The organism is Nonomuraea sp. NPDC050556, assembly GCF_044457355.1.
GTDB lineage: Bacteria > Actinomycetota > Actinomycetes > Streptosporangiales > Streptosporangiaceae > Nonomuraea.
Map to the genome: position 1 here is coordinate 884,921 of NZ_JBITGU010000002.1, position 16,652 is coordinate 901,572.

18 protein-coding genes are annotated in these 16,652 nt (G+C 69.6%); 10 read left to right on the forward strand and 8 right to left on the reverse strand.

All coding sequences use genetic code 11. The annotated features are described in order from the left end of the window. Nucleotides 1-15 precede the first annotated feature (15 nt). The 3 genes from ACIBG8_RS22225 to ACIBG8_RS22235 form a co-directional block, all read right to left on the reverse strand. Nucleotides 16-834, reverse strand: coding sequence for an endonuclease/exonuclease/phosphatase family protein (locus ACIBG8_RS22225; RefSeq protein WP_397344773.1), 819 nt, complete (start codon nt 832-834; stop codon nt 16-18). 149 nt (nt 835-983) lie between these two features. Beyond that, nucleotides 984-1,430 carry a PaaI family thioesterase gene (locus tag ACIBG8_RS22230; RefSeq protein ID WP_397344774.1) on the reverse strand — a complete coding sequence of 149 codons (447 nt, stop codon included), beginning with the start codon at nt 1,428-1,430 and terminating at the stop codon, nt 984-986. A gap of 165 nt (nt 1,431-1,595) precedes the next feature. Further along, the gene (locus ACIBG8_RS22235) at nt 1,596-1,967 is read right to left on the reverse strand and encodes a VOC family protein (protein ID WP_397344775.1); all 372 of its coding nucleotides are present in this window, start codon (nt 1,965-1,967) and stop codon (nt 1,596-1,598) included. Between the two features lie 63 nt (nt 1,968-2,030). Between ACIBG8_RS22235 and ACIBG8_RS22240 the strand changes: the two genes are divergently transcribed. Both ACIBG8_RS22240 and ACIBG8_RS22245 read left to right on the forward strand, forming a co-directional pair. Continuing rightward, nucleotides 2,031-2,348, forward strand: coding sequence for a PadR family transcriptional regulator (locus tag ACIBG8_RS22240; RefSeq protein WP_397344776.1), 318 nt, complete (start codon nt 2,031-2,033; stop codon nt 2,346-2,348). Next, a complete protein-coding gene (locus ACIBG8_RS22245) occupies nt 2,345-2,797 on the forward strand; it encodes a VOC family protein (RefSeq protein ID WP_397344777.1) in 453 nt (150 codons plus the stop codon). Before ACIBG8_RS22240 ends, ACIBG8_RS22245 begins: the two co-directional genes overlap by 4 nt. 69 nt (nt 2,798-2,866) lie before the next feature. Here ACIBG8_RS22245 and ald read toward each other — a convergent pair whose 3' ends face one another. Together ald and ACIBG8_RS22255 are read right to left on the reverse strand one after the other, a co-directional pair. Beyond that, nucleotides 2,867-3,982, reverse strand: coding sequence for an alanine dehydrogenase (ald, locus tag ACIBG8_RS22250; RefSeq protein WP_397344779.1), 1,116 nt, complete (start codon nt 3,980-3,982; stop codon nt 2,867-2,869). A 14-nt stretch (nt 3,983-3,996) separates the two neighbouring features. Then, entirely contained in the window at nt 3,997-5,382 is a 1,386-nt protein-coding gene (locus tag ACIBG8_RS22255) for an aspartate aminotransferase family protein (RefSeq protein ID WP_397344780.1), read from the reverse strand. Nucleotides 5,383-5,609: 227 nt separating this feature from the next. Between ACIBG8_RS22255 and ACIBG8_RS22260 the strand changes: the two genes are divergently transcribed. Continuing rightward, on the forward strand, nt 5,610-6,965 hold the full coding sequence (locus ACIBG8_RS22260; protein ID WP_397344781.1) for a M20/M25/M40 family metallo-hydrolase: 1,356 nt from the start codon (nt 5,610-5,612) through the stop codon (nt 6,963-6,965). Here ACIBG8_RS22260 and ACIBG8_RS22265 read toward each other — a convergent pair. Together ACIBG8_RS22265 and ACIBG8_RS22270 are read right to left on the reverse strand one after the other, a co-directional pair. Beyond that, nucleotides 6,962-7,666 (reverse strand): VOC family protein, encoded by a 705-nt coding sequence (locus ACIBG8_RS22265; protein WP_397344782.1) that lies wholly within the window; start codon nt 7,664-7,666, stop codon nt 6,962-6,964. The genes ACIBG8_RS22260 and ACIBG8_RS22265 overlap by 4 nt on opposite strands. 1 nt (nt 7,667) lies before the next feature. Next, the gene (locus ACIBG8_RS22270; protein WP_397344783.1) at nt 7,668-8,339 is read right to left on the reverse strand and encodes a TetR/AcrR family transcriptional regulator; all 672 of its coding nucleotides are present in this window, start codon (nt 8,337-8,339) and stop codon (nt 7,668-7,670) included. 61 nt (nt 8,340-8,400) lie between these two features. On the opposite strand from ACIBG8_RS22270, the gene ACIBG8_RS22275 reads away from it, so the two are divergent. From ACIBG8_RS22275 to ACIBG8_RS22295, 5 genes are all read left to right on the forward strand, one after another. Then, nucleotides 8,401-8,826, forward strand: coding sequence for a hypothetical protein (locus ACIBG8_RS22275; RefSeq protein WP_397344784.1), 426 nt, complete (start codon nt 8,401-8,403; stop codon nt 8,824-8,826). Nucleotides 8,827-8,879: 53 nt separating this feature from the next. Then, the gene (locus ACIBG8_RS22280) at nt 8,880-9,440 is read left to right on the forward strand and encodes an ATP-binding cassette domain-containing protein (RefSeq protein ID WP_397344785.1); all 561 of its coding nucleotides are present in this window, start codon (nt 8,880-8,882) and stop codon (nt 9,438-9,440) included. Then, the gene (locus tag ACIBG8_RS22285) at nt 9,437-11,491 is read left to right on the forward strand and encodes a YhgE/Pip family protein (protein WP_397344786.1); all 2,055 of its coding nucleotides are present in this window, start codon (nt 9,437-9,439) and stop codon (nt 11,489-11,491) included. The genes ACIBG8_RS22280 and ACIBG8_RS22285 overlap by 4 nt, the downstream gene beginning before the upstream one ends. Beyond that, nucleotides 11,488-12,054 (forward strand): TetR/AcrR family transcriptional regulator, encoded by a 567-nt coding sequence (locus ACIBG8_RS22290; protein WP_397344787.1) that lies wholly within the window; start codon nt 11,488-11,490, stop codon nt 12,052-12,054. Before ACIBG8_RS22285 ends, ACIBG8_RS22290 begins: the two co-directional genes overlap by 4 nt. A 78-nt stretch (nt 12,055-12,132) precedes the next feature. Next, nucleotides 12,133-13,890, forward strand: coding sequence for a substrate-binding domain-containing protein (locus ACIBG8_RS22295; RefSeq protein WP_397344788.1), 1,758 nt, complete (start codon nt 12,133-12,135; stop codon nt 13,888-13,890). Nucleotides 13,891-13,958: 68 nt separating this feature from the next. Here ACIBG8_RS22295 and ACIBG8_RS22300 read toward each other — a convergent pair whose 3' ends face one another. Continuing rightward, nucleotides 13,959-14,804: an NAD(P)-dependent oxidoreductase gene (locus ACIBG8_RS22300; RefSeq protein ID WP_397344789.1), complete on the reverse strand. Its 846-nt coding sequence runs from the start codon at nt 14,802-14,804 to the stop codon at nt 13,959-13,961. 83 nt (nt 14,805-14,887) lie between these two features. Here ACIBG8_RS22300 and ACIBG8_RS22305 point away from each other — a divergent pair, with 83 nt between their 5' ends. Both ACIBG8_RS22305 and ACIBG8_RS22310 read left to right on the forward strand, forming a co-directional pair. Then, entirely contained in the window at nt 14,888-15,457 is a 570-nt protein-coding gene (locus tag ACIBG8_RS22305) for a dienelactone hydrolase family protein (RefSeq protein WP_397344790.1), read from the forward strand. After that, nucleotides 15,457-16,652: BTAD domain-containing putative transcriptional regulator (locus ACIBG8_RS22310; RefSeq protein ID WP_397344791.1), on the forward strand; the 1,196-nt coding region annotated here is incomplete at its 3' end. The genes ACIBG8_RS22305 and ACIBG8_RS22310, both read left to right, overlap by 1 nt.

Consider the following 16,652-nt stretch of genomic DNA (forward strand, 5'->3'; position numbering starts at 1 on the left):
CCTTCACCACACCGGTCAGTAGCGGAGGTCGGCGAGGACGCCGTAGTGGTCGGACGGCGTGATCCCTTCCGTCTCCCCTTCGCCGATGACCGCGCAATGCACGGGATGCCCTGCGCCGCCTGGTTTCGGCCAGGCGGACAGCACATAGTCGAACCGCCGCTCAGGCAACAGCGTCGCAGCGGCCCACGGGTTGTGGCGGGACCATGTGGTCCCCGGCCCGCCGTCCCCCGCCATCGCCCAGGCGTCATAGGTGAAGAAGCGTTCGGCGGCCGGGCGGGTCATGCCGGTGAGCATGCGGATCTCGTCGCTCTCCGGCGGCGCGTTGAAGTCGCCGCAGATCACCGCCGGAACGCGCCCACTCCCCACCTCGACGACGAACGCCGCCAGATCACGCACCGCGTCCTGCCTGATCTCGCTGTCGTAAGGCCAGAAAGACCCCAGGATCACGCTGAACAGCTGCAGAACCCCTCGCTCCCCTTCGATCTCCGCGAAAAGGACAGCACCGCCGCTCGGGCCGTGCATGGGCGCAAGCGCCCGCCGCTCCTGCCGTACGATCGGCCACCGCGACAGCACCGCGCACGGCGCCCCGCCCTCCCACCCGTCGCCCCCGGTGCCGATCGCGTGGTGGAGCCCGAGCTCCCCCGCGAGGACCTCGACCCCGTCCGGCCAGGACTCCTGCAGCGCGACCACGTCCGGCGCCGCGTCGCGAAGGACCGTGCCGATGGCCTTCCAGCGTTGCTCATAGGGCCCGAACTGCCCCCAGACGTTCCAGGTGACGACGCGGAGGGTGGTTTCGATCAGTGGTCCGTACGGCTGCGCCCAATCGATGGCCATGAACCGGATTATCCCTGCACATCGCCGTCATGGGGCTTATGTCGAACCCGAAGCCTCCAGGGTGGCACCCTTCGGCCACCCGCCAGCCCCTGAAACCCGTGCTCTACGAGGCCGCAGAGTCACCGACCACGACAGGCGCTTACGCCCCGTCAGCTGGGACGGGGCATGTCAATGATCCGAGCGGTCGCCGTCGCCACCGCCACGACCTTCCCGTCGGGGCCGGTGAGCTCTCCGGCGAGGAACGCCACCTCCCTCCCCCGCTGAACCACCCGCCCCTGGCCCACCAACCGTCCGGGCTTGGCGGGCCGGAGGAACTGCACGTGAAGATCAAGCGTCGGCGCGAACTTCCCGTCAGGCAGTGTCGCCACAAGCGCAGGCCCAAGGGTGTCATCCAGCATCGCCGCCAGAAACCCGCCCTGGATGACACCGACAGGATTGAGCAGGTGCTCACCGGCCTGGAACGCCACCTCGATGGTCCCTTGCTCGGGATCCACGGCAACCAGCTCCCACCCGAGCGTCACCGCGGCGGGCGGGGGTGCCGCCCTCCCCGCCATCACATCCCAGAACGGCCCCTGCCGACCCACGTCGATCTCCATGCCCCACATTGAACACACCCCCACCGACAACCCGTGAGGGAACGGCATGCGGGTCACGGAAAGGGATTCGCGACCACAGGCTCCGCTTCTTCGGGCCGAACCCCAAGGCCGCCAGATCTCCCGCGCGTCATGCCTGACCCGAGGTCTGAGGCTCGGGGGATTGCGCTACTGGCGTTGGCTGAGGTGGAAGAGGTGGCCCTCGGGGTCCTTGAAGATCGCGGACCAGCCCCAGTGCTCCTTCACCGGCTTCAGGGGGAACTCCACGCCCTTCGCGGCCAGTTCCTCGTACGTCTTGTTGATGTCGTCCGCCGAGAAAAGCACGTAGTTCGGCTTCTCGGTGCTCAGCGACTGCCACTCCGGCGCAGCCTTGTGCAGGTTGAGGGCAACCCCTCCCCCCGGCGCCTGGAGCTCGATCCACCGGTCCTCGCCGTACGGAAGGTCGGTGGTGACGGTGAAGCCCAGCTTCTCCGTCCAGAAACGCACCGCCGCGTCCTGGTCCTCGACGTAGATCGAGACCTGACTGATGCCGATGTCCATGACAGTCCTCCGATCTGGATACATCCAACATGGATATAACCACTCCGGTGCTAAGGTGTCAATGTGATCACGGCAGCGGGTTTCCAGGTGCTGCTCGCGCTCGCCACCGGCCCGGCACACGGTTACGCGGTGATGCGCTTCGTCGAGCAGGTCAGCGACGGTGCCGTCAAGCTCGGCCCCGGCACCCTCTACAGGACCATCAGCAGGCTGCTCGCCGACGGGCTGGTGGAGGAGACCGACGACGGCGACCCTGACGCGCCCCACGACGCGCGGCGCCGCTACTACCGGCTGACCGAGGAAGGCGAGCGTGCCGTCAAGACGGAGGCCGCGCTTCAGGCGAGGATGGTGGCGGCGGCACGAGAGGCAGGACTGATCCCATGACATCGCTGCGACCGCAGGGGCTGAGCCCGCACCTGTTCGTGCTGAACGCCGAGGGGGCCGTGGACTTCTACCGGCGGGCGTTCGGCGCGGTCGAGGTGTTTCGCAACACGCTGCCCAACGGGGTGATCCTCTTCGTCGAGCTGCAGGTGGGTGACGGGCGGCTGCTGGTGAGCGAGGAGACGCCGGGGCTCGGGGCGCTGGCGCCGCCGACGTTGGGGGGCAGCCCGGTGATGATCCTGCTGGAGGTGGGCGACCCGGACGGGGTCGCGGCACGGGCGGTCGCGGCGGGGGCGGAGGTGGAGATGCCGGTGCAGGAGATGTTCTGGGGAGAGCGGTACGGCGTGCTGAAGGACCCCTTCGGTCACCGCTGGTCGGTGACGACGGCACGGGAGCAACTCACCCCGGACGAGATCACGGGCCAGACACCGGAGGATCCGGTCGGGGGGTGACAGGCTCCGCCGTACCCCACAAAAACAGCGAGCCCTGGGATCCCAGAAGGGCCCAGGGCTCGATGACCGTCAGGCGGCCAGAATGTCGGCGACCGGGGTGTACGGCAGGCCAAGAGCCTCGGCGACCGGAGCGTTGGTGAGCTGCCCCGCGTGCGTGTTGAGCCCGGGAGCCAGACCCGCGTCCGCGCGCAGCGCCTCCTTCCACCCCAGCCCAGCCAGCTTCACCGCGTAAGGCAGCGTCGCGTTGGTCAGCGCGTAGGTGGAGGTGTTGGCCACCGACCCGGGCATGTTCGCCACGCAGTAGAACACCGAGTTGTGCACCTGGTACGTCGGGTCGGCGTGCGTGGTGGGCCGCGAGTCCTCGAAGCACCCGCCCTGGTCGATCGCGATGTCCACCAGCACGGAGCCCGGCTTCATCCGCGACACCAGGTCGTTGGAGACCAGCGTCGGCGCCTTGGCGCCCGGGATCAGCACGGCGCCGATGACCAGGTCCGCCTGCAGCACCTCCTGCTCGATCGCGTACGACGTGGACACCAGGGTCTTGAGCCGCCCCTGGTAGATCGCGTCGATGAAGCGCAGCCGGTCGACGTTGGTGTCGAGCACGGTGACGTCCGCGCCCATGCCGACCGCGATCTGCGCCGCGTTGAGACCGGACACGCCGCCGCCGATGACGACGATGCGCGCCGGGGCCACGCCGGGGACGCCGCCGGGCAGCACGCCGCGCCCGCCATTGAAGCGCATGAGGTTGTAGGCGCCGACCTGAGGTGCCAGGCGGCCCGCCACCTCGGACATCGGGGCGAGCAGCGGCAGCGTGTTGCCGACCTGCACGGTCTCGTACGCGATGCCCGTCGTCCCTGACGACAGCAGCGCGTCCGCGCACTCGGGGCCGGCCGCGAGGTGCAGGTAGGTGAAGAGCACCAGGTCGGACCGCATCCGGTGGTACTCGGAAGCGATGGGCTCCTTGACCTTGAGCACCAGCTCGGACTCGCCCCAGACGGCGTCGGCGGTGTCGAGGATCTTCGCGCCGGCGGCGAGGTATTCCTCGTCCGTGATGTGCGAACCGAGACCGGCGCCCCGCTGGACGGAGACGTCGTGGCCGTGACGAACCAGCTCGTGCACGCCGGCGGGGGTCGCGGCGACACGGTACTCGTGGTTCTTGACCTCGGCGGGAACGCCGATCTTCATCTGCTTGTGCCTTTCTAGAGGAGCTTCATGCCCTCGACGAGGACATTCCTGATGATTGATTCGATCTCGTCGAACTCCCGCTGCCCGGCGATGAGCGGCGGGGCGAGCTGGATGACGGGGTCGCCGCGGTCGTCGGCGCGGCAGTAGAGGCCGTTCTCGTAGAGGGCGTTGGAGAGGTAGCCGCGGATGAGCCGCTCGGACTCCTCCGCCGAGAACGTCTCCTTGGTGCTCTGGTCCTTGACGAGCTCGATGCCCCAGAAGTAGCCGGAGCCGCGGACGTCGCCGACGATCGGCAGGTCCTTGAGCTTCTCCAGCGTCGAGCGGAAGGCGGGCTCGTTGCGGGTGACGTGGCCGAGGATGTCTTCGCGCTCGAAGATGTCCAGGTTCGCCAGCGCGACAGCGGCGGAGACCGGGTGCCCGCCGAAGGTGTAGCCGTGCGCGAACATCTCGGCGCCGTTCTTGAACGGCTCGAAGAGGCGCTCGTGCGCGATCATCGCCCCGATCGGCGAGTAACCGCTGGTCAGACCCTTGGCGCAGGTGATGATGTCGGGCACGTAGTCGAACTTCTGCCCGCCGAACATCGTGCCCAGGCGGCCGAAGGCGCAGATGACCTCGTCCGAGACGAGCAGCACGTCGTACTCGTCGCAGATCTCCCGCAGCCGCTTGAAGTAGCCGGGCGGCGGCGGGAAGCAGCCACCGGCGTTCTGCACCGGCTCGACGAAGACGGCGGCCACGGTGTCCGGGCCCTCCATCTCGATCGCGCGGGCCACCCGCTCGGCCGCCCAGTAGCCGTACTGCTCCGGCGTCATCCCCGGCACGCCGGTGATCTCGTCGGCGCGGTAGTGGTTCGTGTTGGGCACGCGGACGGAGCCGGGGACGAGCGGCTCGAACATCTGCTTGAACGCCGGGATGCCGGTGATCGACAGAGCGCCCTGCGGAGTGCCGTGGTAGGCGATCTGGCGGCTGATCACCTTGTGCTTGAGCGGCTTGCCGGTGATCTTGTAGAACTGCTTGGCCAGCTTCCACGCCGTCTCGACGGCCTCGCCGCCACCCGTCGTGAAGAAGACCCGGTTCAGCTCTCCAGGGGTCTCCTGCGCCAGGCGGTGCGCGAGCTCGGCCGCCTTCGGGTGCGCGTAGGACCACAGGGGGAAGAAGGCGAGCTCCTGCGCCTGCTTGGCGGCCGCCTGGGCCAGCTCGTCCCGGCCGTGTCCGACCTGGACGACGAAGAGCCCGGCCAGGCCGTCGAGGTAGCGCTTGCCGTGGATGTCGTAGATGTAGGAGCCCTCACCGCGGACGATCGTCGGGATCTCAGCACCGGCCTGATAGCCGCTGTGCCGGGTGAAGTGCAACCACAGGTTGTCTTGCGCGGCCTTGAGGACGTCGTTTTCCGGCTGCGTCATGGTTATCTTCCCTCGTGTCTGAACTCCCCACAGTGTGCCTGTCGACCTGCAGATTGCCAAGTGAAAACGTGGCATCACTATGCAAGAAAACCGAGATCCGCAGAACGACTATGTAACAGCCACGAAATCCGCAGGTAGATTGACGCGGGTGTCACCCCTGTTTCCACCCTGTGGAACCTTCTGTGATCCAATGAGAGATACAAGCCGAGAACTACCGAGGGACTGCCGTGACTCCTGACCAGATTGAGAGCGCTGTAGCCGCGGCGATGCCTCAGGCCATCGAGGAACTGAAGCGGCTCGCCTCCATCCCGTCCGTGGCCTTCCCCGGACACCCCGAGGAGCCGGTGCTGGCAGCGGCGGCCGTGACCGAGGAGCTGCTGCGCTCCGCCGGTCTGCCGCACGTCCAGCAGATCCCCGTCGCGGGCAGCTTCCCAGCCGTGTACGGCGAGGCCCCCGCACCGCCCGGCGCACCCACCGTGCTCCTTTACGCGCACTACGACGTGCAGCCCGCCGGTGACCCGGCCGCGTGGCGCACTCCCCCGTTCGAGCCGACCCTGATCGACGGCCAGCTGTACGGCAGGGGCGTCGCGGACGACAAGTCGGGCATCATCTCCCACGTCCTGGCACTCCGCGCCTTCCATGGACAGTTCCCCGTCGGCGTCAAGGTCCTCATCGAGGGCCAGGAGGAGTACGCAGGGGAGCGCCTCGAAGCGTTCGTCGAGCAGAACGCGGAGCTCGTGCGCGCCGACGCCATCGTCGTCGCCGACACCGGCAACCCACGCGTCGGCGACCCGTCGGTCACCACGTCGCTGCGCGGCATGGCCGCCTTCACCATCGAGGTGCGCTCGCTGAAGGAGGCCGTGCACAGCGGTTCCTTCGGCGGTGCGGCGCCCGACGCGCTGGCGGCGCTCATGCGCATGCTGACCTCGCTGCACGACGACAACGGCGACATCCGCGTCCCCGGCCTCCCCCGTGGCGCGTTCCTGGGCGCCGGGCCGTCCGAGGAGGACTTCAGGGGTACGGCGGGCGTCCTCGACGGCGTCTCGCTGGTCGGGTCAGGCTCGATGGCCGACCGCCTCTGGGCCTCGTACGCGATCACCGTCACCGGGCTCGACGTGCCGACGGTCTCCGGGGCGATCAACGCGGTGCAGCCCGTGGCGCGGGCGCGGGTGACCGTACGCGTGCCTCCGGCCGGCGACCCGAAGACCACGATCGACGCGGTGACCGACTTCCTGCGCCAGGTCGCGCCCTGGGGCGTGCAGGTGGCGTTCGGCGACGTGACGCTGGGCTCCGGCTTCCAGGCCGACTCGGGCGGCAAGGCCCGCGCGGCGCTGAACCGCGCCATGGAGCGCGCCTTCGGCCGCGCCCCGCGCGACGTGGGAGCGGGCGGCTCGATCCCGCTGGTGAACACGCTGCTGAAGCAGTTCCCGCTGGCCGAGATCCTGCTGTTCGGCGCCGAGGACGAGGACGCGGCGATCCACGCGCCGAACGAGCGCGTCAACCTCGAGGAGCTCCGCCGCGTGGCGACCACGGAAGCCCTGTTCCTCCAGGAACTGGGCCTCCCGTCCGCCCTCGGCGTCTAGGGCTGGAAGACGATCGACGCGCCGAGCACGTCGGCGCGTCGTTCCGGCCCTGACCGGACCTCGACGGTGTAGGAGCTGAACGCGGGCTCCTCAGCGCCGCCCACCACGCGAACCGGTCCGTCGTACAGGGCATAGCGCTCGGCGAAACCGCCGACGTCAGGCACGCGCAGCTCGCACGAGACGAGCCTGCGAGCGCTGTTCGCGTGGTCCGCGACTCGCACCACCGACGGCGTCTCAGCGAACCCGACCCGCCCCTCGGGCAGGCCGAGGAACTCGAAATACCTGACGAGCTCACCCTCCCTCTGAACGGCGTGCACCCCGCCGTGGCCGTCCAGCCGCGCCGCGGTGGCGTCGAGGTCCGAGGTGTCGAACATCAGGATGTGCAGGCCCTCGAAAAGCTCCAGACGCCCGGCGACCTGCGCCGCCGTGGCGCGGACGGCCTCCACCAGCCCCGCCCGCCGCTCCTCAGGCACGTGCAGCGGGATCGGCCGGGCATCGGACGGCAGGCGCTCGTCGACCAGCGCGACCAGCTCGATGAATCCCCCGTCCAGATATATGTGCGCGTTCGCCACTCCGAAGGGCTCGACGCCGGGAATGACGGGGTAGGCGGGCGGCGAGACGGTGAACCCGAGCTCCCGATACAGCTTGATCGCCTCGCCCATGTCGTGCACGAGATGACCGACGTGGTGCAGACCGTTCATGTCATTTCCCTCCGTTGTAGGCGACGCCGGCGAACGAGCCGCCGAGCCGCTCGAAGATCTCGATCACCTGCGGCGCGCACGCCGCAGCGTCGGGCGCGGACGCCGGTTCGAAGGTCCTGCGCAGGGTGTCGGCCAGGTGGTCCGCCTTCGCCTCCAGCGCGAGCGGCGCCACGAACGGATCGATGGCGAAGAAGCCGAACACGATCGCGGGCAGCGAGTAGTCGAGGTCCTCGGGCCGCACCCCCTCACGGAGCAGCCCGTGCGCCGCGAGCACGCCCAGGTACTCGTGCGAGGCGGACAGCTTGGCCGCGTCCAGCGGCTGGCGCGCCGAGCTCGCGAGGAAGTCGCCCAGCGTGTCCTCGTCCCTGGTGAAGAGCGCGCGGAGCACCGGCCGCCGCATCGCCTCCACGAAGAAACGGCGCATGTACCGGTGCAGCATGACCTCGGCGGGATCGGCGCGCATCGCGGACACCACCGCGCCGAACATCTCGACCGCCTCGCGCGCGCCGACGGCGAGGAACATCTGCTCCCGCGAGCGCCAGTGCAGGTACACCGTGCCCTTGCCGACGCCTGCCCGCTTGGCGACCTCGTCGACCGTCACCCGCCGGTATCCCCAGCGCAGCAGGAGGTCCTTGGCGACGTCGAGGATGCGATCGGCCCGTTCCTGACTCATGACCAAAATCGTATATCAGTCACGAGCCGTCCGCGAAGCGGGTCTCGCACGTCTTAGGGATATGAAGATCTGGCGAGTCGTACTTCTCCCGGTACTCCTCCTGTCCTTAGGAGCAGCAACCGCGCAGCCCGCCCAGGCGGCGGCAGCCGTACAGAAGAAGATCCTTGTCGACTACCGCAAGCAGGGCGGTTTCGCCGGGTTCGAGGATCGCGTGATCGTCTACACGAACGGCTGCCTCAGGCTGAGCCGCCGCACCGGGCCGACGATCGACAAGTGCGCGACCAGGGGCGAGATGCGCAAACTGCGCGCCCATCTCAAGCGCCTGCGCATCGGGCACTCCGAGACGCCGCCGCAGGGCGCCGACTTCCTCAGGTACACGCTCTCCTACAAGGGCCACCGGGCAAGCCGCTACAACCTCACGGCTAGTTGGACGCCCGTCGTGGCCGATCTCGACCGGTTCATGACGAAGTACTGGGCGCCCGACTGAAATAACAGGAGTACTCTTTTGAACTGACTGGTCAGTACAAAAGAGGAGTTGTCGTGATCGTCGCTGATGGGCTGTCGGTGCGGGGCGTCTACGCGGACGTCTCCCTGACGGCCGAGACCGGTGCGCTCGTCGCCGTCGCCGGGCCCACCGGCAGCGGGCGCACCAGCGTGCTGCTCACCCTCGCGGGCCGTATGAAGCCCACTTCAGGCACGCTCGCCGTGGGCGGGCACACCAGGCCGGGCGCGATCCGCAGGGTGGCCGCGCTGGCGCTGGTCGACGGGGTGACCGACTTCGACCGCGCGCTGACCGTCAGGGAGCACCTGCACGAGCGGCGGCGCAAGCCGTACCAGGAAGTCCTGAAAAGGACGGGGCTGACGGTGGACGCGCACACCCGGGTGGCCGACCTCGACCGCGAGCAGCAGGTACGGCTGGGCCTCGCGCTCGCGCTCCTGGACCACCCGCAGGTCATCGTGGCCGACAACGTGGACGCCGGGCTGCCGGTGGAGCGCCAGGCGGCCGTGTGGGGGCTGCTCAGGAACCTGGACACCACCGTGGTCGCCTCCTGCGTGCACCCGGTCGGCCCGGCCGACGTGATCGTGGAGCTGGCGGCATGAAGGCGATGCTCAGGTCCAGGCTGACCCGGCTGGCGCTGGCAGCGGTGATCGTGCTCCCCCTGCTGTACGCGGGCCTCTACCTCTGGTCGTTCTGGGACCCGCAGGGGCACCTCGACCGCATCCCTGTCGCGCTGGTCATGGAGGACCGGCCGTCCGGCGAGCTGCACGCGGGCCAGGACCTGGCCGAGGAGCTGAAGGACCGCGAGGTCTTCGGCTGGCGCGAGACCACCGCGCGCGAGGCGGCCGACGGCGTCGCGGACGGCAGCTATTACGTGTCGCTCACCATCCCCGCCGACTTCAGCGAGCGCCTCGCCTCGCCCGGCGAGGACGGCACGCCGACCCCGGCCCAGCTCGGCGTCCGCGTCGACACAGGACGCTCCTACATCATGGGGACGATCTCCGACGCGGTGTTCACCGAGGTCAAGGACGCGGCCGCGCACACCGCCGTCCGCGACTACCTCGACCAGGTCTTCGTCTCCATCGGCGACATCCACGAGAAGACCGCTGAAGCGGCCGACGGCGCGGGCAAGCTCCACGACGGCACGGCGAAGGCCGACAAGGGCATCGCCACGCTCAACGACGGGCTCGGCCAGACGGCGAAGGCCACCGGCCAGCTGTCCGCCGGGCTCGGCTCCGCCAACGACGCGGCGGCCAAGCTCGCGACCGGCTCGCAGCAGGTCACCACGGCGCTCGAGAAGGCGGAGCGCGGTACGGCGAAGCTGGACGGCGCGCTCGTCAAGCTCCAGGACGGCGCGAGCAAGGTCGCCGACGGCAACCAGCAGCTCTACGACCGGGTGCACACCCAGTCCGACCGGATCAACACCGCGGCGGACAGGTACGTGCCGCAGCTCAACGAGTGGGGAGGGCAGCTCGGCGACGCGGCGGCCGCCATCGCCGACGCGGCCGACCGGCTGGCCGCCGAGGGCCAGGACGTCGGCGACCTGCCGGAGCGGGCCCGCGAGGTGTCCAGGATCGCCAACCGGGTGGCCGAGGTGGCGCCGACCGTCGGCGAGACCGTCGACGGCGCGCGCCAGCAGTACAACCAGCTCGACGACGCCCTCGCCAAGCTCGCCTCAGGCTCGGCGAAGGTCTCGAACGGCCTGGGCAAGGCGTCGGCGGCCACCGGCGAGCTCAGCGCTGGCGTGACCAAGCTGGCCGACGGCTCGGCCAAGGTGACCGACGGGCTCGGGCAGCTCGGCGGCGGCCTGGTCAGGCTGGGCGACGGCGCGACCAAGCTCGACACCGGCATGGGCAAGCTGCACGACGGCGCGGGCACCCTGGACAAGGGCATGGACCAGCTCACCGACGGCTCGAAGAAGCTGGCCGACGGGCTGTCGGACGGCGCGGAGAAGATCCCGTCGTACGGCAAGACCGAGCGCGACAGCCGTACGGACATGATGAGCGACCCGGTGCGGCTGGCCAAGACCGTGGACAACGAGGTGCCCAACTACGGCACCGGGTTCGCGCCGTTCTTCCTGCCGCTGGCGCTGTGGGTGGGCGCGATGATCGCCTACATGGTGCTGCGCCCGCTCAACCCGCGCCTGCTGGCCGGGACCTCGGCCGCGCCGCGGATCGCGCTGGCCGGGTGGTGGCCCGCGTTCGCGCTCGGTGTCGCCCAGGTCGGGGTGCTGCTGGCGGTGCTGCGGTTCGGCCTCGGGCTGGAGGCGGCCCACTGGGCGGGGATGGCTCTGGTGCTGGTGCTGGCGACGGCGGCGTTCCTGGCGCTGGTCCAGGCGGTGAACGCGCTGCTCGGGGCGCCTGGGCGGGTGGCGGCGCTGGCGCTGCTGATGTTGCAGCTCACCTCGGCCGCCGGGACGTATCCGATCGAGACCTCGCCAGGGTTCTTCCAGACGATCTCGCCGTGGCTGCCGATGAGCTGGGTGGTGTCGGCGTTGCGCAGGCTGATCAGCGGCGGCGACATGACCGTGGTGTGGCAGGCTTGCGGCGTGCTCACCGCCTTCCTCGCCCTCGGCCTGGCGCTCACCACCCTCGCGGTGAACCGCGGCCGCACCTGGTCGCTCAAACGCCTCCACCCCGAGCTGGCGCTGTGAGTCGCCCAGAGACCCGGCTCAAGGTCTTCGCTTCGGCGATCGAGCTGATCGCGGAGCAGGGCTACGCGGCCACCACCGTCGACGCGATCGCCGAGCGGGCGGGGGTGGCCAAGGGCACGGTGTTCTACAACTTCGGGTCCAAGGAGGCGCTGTTCGCCGCCCTGCTGGAGCACAGCATCGGCAAGCTGACCGAGGCGCTGTCCGCGGCCGCCGTGGGCGACACGGCGCTGGACCGGCTCGACGCGGTGGTGCTCGGGCAGCTGCGCTTCTTCGAGGAGTACGGGGCCTTCGCCCGGGTGCTGCTGGCGGAGATGTGGCGTACGGCGTGGCAGGAGGCGGTGGCGCGGCTGCGCGAGCAGGCCCTCGGGGTCTACGCCGGAGTCCTGAAGGAGGCGGTAGCCGACGGCCAGATCCGGAAAAATCTGGACATCGATACTGCGGCCACCGCGATCTTCGGCATGGTCCTCACGGTCGCCATCGAGCGCCGCGCGCTCCATCCCGAGCGCCCGATCGAGCAGGTACACGCGACGCTGATCGACCTACTCCATCAAGGATCTCTCTAGACGCAGTCAAGCGGTCATTCCTACGATCACCAGGTGGCTTATCCCCCTAGGCGCCCACGGCGTCGTATTTTGCCGTTCGTGCTCGCCATCGTCGTAGCGGCCGCCCTCATCGCGGGGCTGCGCTGGTACACCTCGCGCGACACCGGTGGTCCGGGCGTCGAGGCGTCCAAGTGCTCCGGCGAAGCCGTACGGATCCGCATGGCCTCCTCCCAGGACAAGGTCGGCCTGCTCAAGCAGGCCGCCAGGGACTACAGCGGGCGGACGGTCGGTGGGAAGTGCGCCGAGGTGGTCGTCACCGCCGCCAACTCGGGGACGGTCATGCGCGCCCTCGCCCGCGGCTGGAAGGACACCGACGGCGAGCGCCCCGACGTGTGGGCGCCCGCCGGATCCGTCTGGGTGACCCTGCTGCGCAGGCAGGCCTCCACGGCCGACGGCACCGTGCCCGTCGTGGACGGCGACCCGGTCCCGCTGATGAAGTCGGCGCTGACGATCGCGATGCCCAAGCCGATGGCCGAGGCGCTCGGCTGGCCGGCCAAGGCGATCGGCTGGAGCGACCTGGCCAAGCTGGCCGCCGACCCCAAGGGCTGGGCGCGGTACGGTCACCAGGAGTGGGGCGCGTTCAAGCTGGGCAAGACGAACCCCAACTTCTCCACCAGCGGGCTCAACGCCACGATCGGCACCTACTTCGCCGCCACCGGCACCACCTCCGACCTCACCGCGAGGGACATCGAGGACGCCAAGACCCGCGCCTTCGTCAAGAACGTCGAGGACTCGATCGTCCACTACGGCGACATCACGATGACCTTCCTGGCCAACCTGCAGCGCGCCGACGACAGGGGCGCGGCCATGAAGTACATCTCGGCGGTGACGCTGGAGGAGAACTCGGTCACCGACTACAACAGGGGCAACCCGTCGGGCGACCCGGCGACGCTGAACAAGCACGCGCCGCCGAAGACCCCGCTCGCCGCGATCTACCCCAAAGAGGGCACCCTCTACTCCGACCACCCGTTCGTCCCGCTGACCTGGATGGACCCGGCCAAGAAAGCCGTCTCCGACGACTTCCTGAAATATCTCCATTCAGCGCCCGCCCAGGAGCTTTTCCAGTCGTACGGCTACCGCACCTTCGACGGCAAGCCGGGCCCCCTGCACAAGCAGGAGTACGGCGTGCTCCCCGACGCCAAGATCACCGAACTGAGCCTGCCCACGCCGACCGTGCTGGACAAGGTGCTGAACAGCTGGTCGACGTTGCGCAAGCGAGCCAACGTGCTGATGGTGATCGACAAGTCCGGCTCCATGGAGGAGGAGGCAGAGGGCACCGGGCAGACACGGCTGGAGCTGGCCAAGAAGGCGGCGATCAACGCGCTGCCTCAGTTCAGAGGCGATGACAAGGTCGGCCTCTGGGCGTTCTCCACCAGGCAGAACGGTCCCCTGGACTACCGGGAACTGGTGGGGGTGGGGCCGATCTCCGACACCCGGGTCCAGCTGAAGAAGCAGATCAACGATCTGGTGCCGCAGGGCGGGACCGGCCTGTACGACTCCATGGCGGCGGCCGTCGAGAAGATGCGCGCCCAGCTCGACCCCGACGCGATCAACGCGGTGGTCTTCCTCACCGACGGCAAGAACGAGAAGAACGGCGGGCTGTCGCTGGAGAACCTGCTGCCGAAGCTGGAGTCCGGCGGGGACAGCGAGGTGCGGCTGTTCACGATCGGCTACGCGGGCGAGGCCGACCAGGGCATCCTGCGCCAGATCGCCGAGGCCACCAACGGCGCCAACTACGACTCCTCCCGCCCCGACCTCATCGACCAGGTCTTCACGGCGGTGATCTCCAACTTCTGACCCCTTTCTTCAGGTATGAACGTCTCGCAGCCGGTGCTCGCGGCTCCATCGCGACCACCGGGCGATGGTCAACCTCTCCGCGATCCGGCCTTGATCGCCTCGACGACGCTGGCCAGGCCGTCACCGCCGTGGCCGAGCCGTACGGCCTGGTGGAAGAGGTCCTTCAGGGCCTCGGGAACGGTCGTGTCCAGGCCGGCGTCGCGGCTGGCCTCGACGATGTGCTCCATGCCCACGGCCTGCATGTGCAGGTTGTTCTCCTCACCTGGGTAGATCCCGGCTTCGATGGACTTGGCGAGGATGGGCAGGAACGCCATGGGCCCGTCCTCGGCCAGCCCCCTGACCATCGCCCCGGCGTACGGCAGGAGCCTTTCCGCGCTGCCCATCAGCGCCGAGGCGTGCATGAAGCTGGTCAGCGTCGACCAGAAGATGTAGAGCATCGACTGGTAATAGAGCATCGCGAGCCCCGGGTCCTCGCCGACGTACTGGACGTCGCCGAGCACGCTGAGCGCCTCCCTGTGCTCCTCCACCGGGGCGCCGCTGTAGAAGACATAGGACACGGGGGTGCCGATTCCGGGCGGCGGGACCATGATGCCGCCCGTCACCAGCCGCCCACCCCTGTCCGCCACCCACCGCGCCGCCTCGCGCAGCCGTTCTGGAGTGTCGGAGCTGAGGTTGACCAGGGTCTTTCCGGTCAGGTCCGCCTCGCCGAAGCTGTCGTACATGGCCTGGTAGTCGACCTGGCTGATGATCACCAGATCGCCCGCCTGCGCGGGGCTGTCGAGCAGCTTCGCCTTCAGCCCTGCCGCCCTTTCCGGCGTACGGTTCCATACCGACACGTCGTAGCCGCGCTCGATGTAAACGTCCGCCATTTTCCTGCCCATGGCGCCGAGGCCGATCACTGTCACGTTCGTCATGGTTCGACCTTGTCCGAGGGCGCTTCGGGAACCCTTCGGGTCGGCTACGGGAACTGTCGGACCCGCACGCCATACTTGGCCGCATGGCTGACGTGCTCCTTTTCCACCACGCCCATGGGCTGACGCCCGGCGTCCACGAGTTCGCCGACGAGCTCAGGGCCGCCGGTCACACCGTCCACGTGCCCGACCTCTACGAGGGGCGGACCTTCGAAGACCTCAACGACGGGGTACGGCACGCCGGCGAGGTGGGGTTCGGCACGATCATGGAGCGCGGCCGCCTCTCCGCCGAGGGGCTGCCCGACGGCCTGGTCTACGTGGGGTTCTCGCTCGGGGCCGTGCCCGCGCAACTGCTGGCGCAGACCCGGCCGGGGGCGTCGAAGGCGCTGCTGATCAGCGGGTGCGTGCCGGTGTCCGAGTTCAGCGAGTCGTGGCCCGCCTCGGTGCCTGTGCAGATCCACGCGATGGACGCCGACCCCTACTTCGTCGGCGAGGGCGACATCGACGCGGCCCGCGCGCTGGTCGCGAGCGCTCCCGACGCGGAGCTGTTCCTCTATCCGGGCGACGCGCACCTGTTCTCCGACAGCAGCCTGGCCGCCTACGACGAGAAGGCGGCCACCCTGCTCAAGGAGCGGATCCTGGCCTTCCTCGGCTAGTGCGTTTCGGGGTTCTTGGTCCGCTGGCCGTCTGGACGGACGACGGCCGCGCCGTCACCGTGCCCGACCTCAAGGTCCGGGCGCTGCTGGCGGCGCTGCTGGTCGACGTGGGCCGGGTGGTGCCCGCCGACCGGCTCGTCGACGACCTGTGGGGCTCGCGGCTGCCGCGCAACCCGCTGGGCACGTTGCAGGCGAGGGTGTCGCAGCTCAGGAGGGCTCTGGGCGCGCCCGAGCTGGTCGTGCACCGGGCGCCCGGCTACCTGCTCGACGTGCCCGCTTCCGCGGTGGACGTGGGGCGCTTCCGCGCGCTCGTGTCCGCCGGGCGTGCCGGGGAGGGGCTGGCGTTGTGGCGTGGCCCCGCGCTGGCCGACTTCGCCGACGCCGGCTTCGCGCAGGCTTTCGTGGCCCGGTTGGAGGAGGAGCGGCTGGCGGCGATCGAACAACACGCGGCAGTCCACCCTGACCTGGGCGAGCTTGGGGCGTTGGTGGTGGCGCATCCGTTGCGCGAACGGCTGCGCGCCGCACATATGCGCGCCCTCTACCGGGCCGGACGCCAGGCCGAGGCGCTGGCCTCTTTTCAGGACCTCCGCGTACGGCTGGCCGACGAACTGGGCGCCGACCCCTCACCGGACCTGGCCTCTCTCCACGAGGCGATGCTCCGCCAGGACCCCGCCCTGTCCGCCTCACGCCCTGCGGGCAACGTGCCCGCGGCGCTGAGCCCACTCATCGGCCGATCCACAGCGGTGACCGAGGTGGGGGCGCTGCTGGCTACGTCCCGCCTGGTGACACTCACGGGGCCTGGCGGGGTGGGGAAGACGTCGCTGGCGCTGGAGGTGGCTCGACGCACGGGCGAGGCCGCCTGGCTGGTAGAACTCGCCAGCCTCCCCACCCACCTCCCCGCAACCCACGACACCTCACACCACCTCCCCACGGACCACACGGCCGCAGCCCACCTCCCCACGAACCACGCCCCCTCAGACCCCCTCCACACGAACCGCGCCCCCTCAGACCCCCTCCACACGAACCACGCCCCTTCAGACCGCCTCCCCACCCACCACGCCCCCGAAAACCGCGACACCCCAGGCCACACCGCCGCAGACCACGCCCCCGGAGACCGCGCCACTCCGGGTCACGCCCTCCCGGATCACACCCCCTCGGGCCACACCTCGGGCCACACCCCTTCGGCCCACGTCGC

Bases quoted from the DNA above. Each gene is read 5' to 3' on its own strand.
- ACIBG8_RS22225 (WP_397344773.1), bottom strand. From the start codon at position 834: ATGGCCATCGATTGGGCGCAGCCGTACGGACCACTGATCGAAACCACC.
- ACIBG8_RS22230 (WP_397344774.1), bottom strand. From the start codon at position 1,430: ATGGAGATCGACGTGGGTCGGCAGGGGCCGTTCTGGGATGTGATGGCG.
- ACIBG8_RS22235 (WP_397344775.1), bottom strand. From the start codon at position 1,967: ATGGACATCGGCATCAGTCAGGTCTCGATCTACGTCGAGGACCAGGAC.
- ACIBG8_RS22245 (WP_397344777.1), top strand. From the start codon at position 2,345: ATGACATCGCTGCGACCGCAGGGGCTGAGCCCGCACCTGTTCGTGCTG.
- ald (WP_397344779.1), bottom strand. From the start codon at position 3,982: ATGAAGATCGGCGTTCCCGCCGAGGTCAAGAACCACGAGTACCGTGTC.
- ACIBG8_RS22255 (WP_397344780.1), bottom strand. From the start codon at position 5,382: ATGACGCAGCCGGAAAACGACGTCCTCAAGGCCGCGCAAGACAACCTG.
- ACIBG8_RS22265 (WP_397344782.1), bottom strand. From the start codon at position 7,666: ATGAACGGTCTGCACCACGTCGGTCATCTCGTGCACGACATGGGCGAG.
- ACIBG8_RS22270 (WP_397344783.1), bottom strand. From the start codon at position 8,339: ATGAGTCAGGAACGGGCCGATCGCATCCTCGACGTCGCCAAGGACCTC.
- ACIBG8_RS22275 (WP_397344784.1), top strand. From the start codon at position 8,401: ATGAAGATCTGGCGAGTCGTACTTCTCCCGGTACTCCTCCTGTCCTTA.
- ACIBG8_RS22285 (WP_397344786.1), top strand. From the start codon at position 9,437: ATGAAGGCGATGCTCAGGTCCAGGCTGACCCGGCTGGCGCTGGCAGCG.
- ACIBG8_RS22300 (WP_397344789.1), bottom strand. From the start codon at position 14,804: ATGACGAACGTGACAGTGATCGGCCTCGGCGCCATGGGCAGGAAAATG.
- ACIBG8_RS22305 (WP_397344790.1), top strand. From the start codon at position 14,888: ATGGCTGACGTGCTCCTTTTCCACCACGCCCATGGGCTGACGCCCGGC.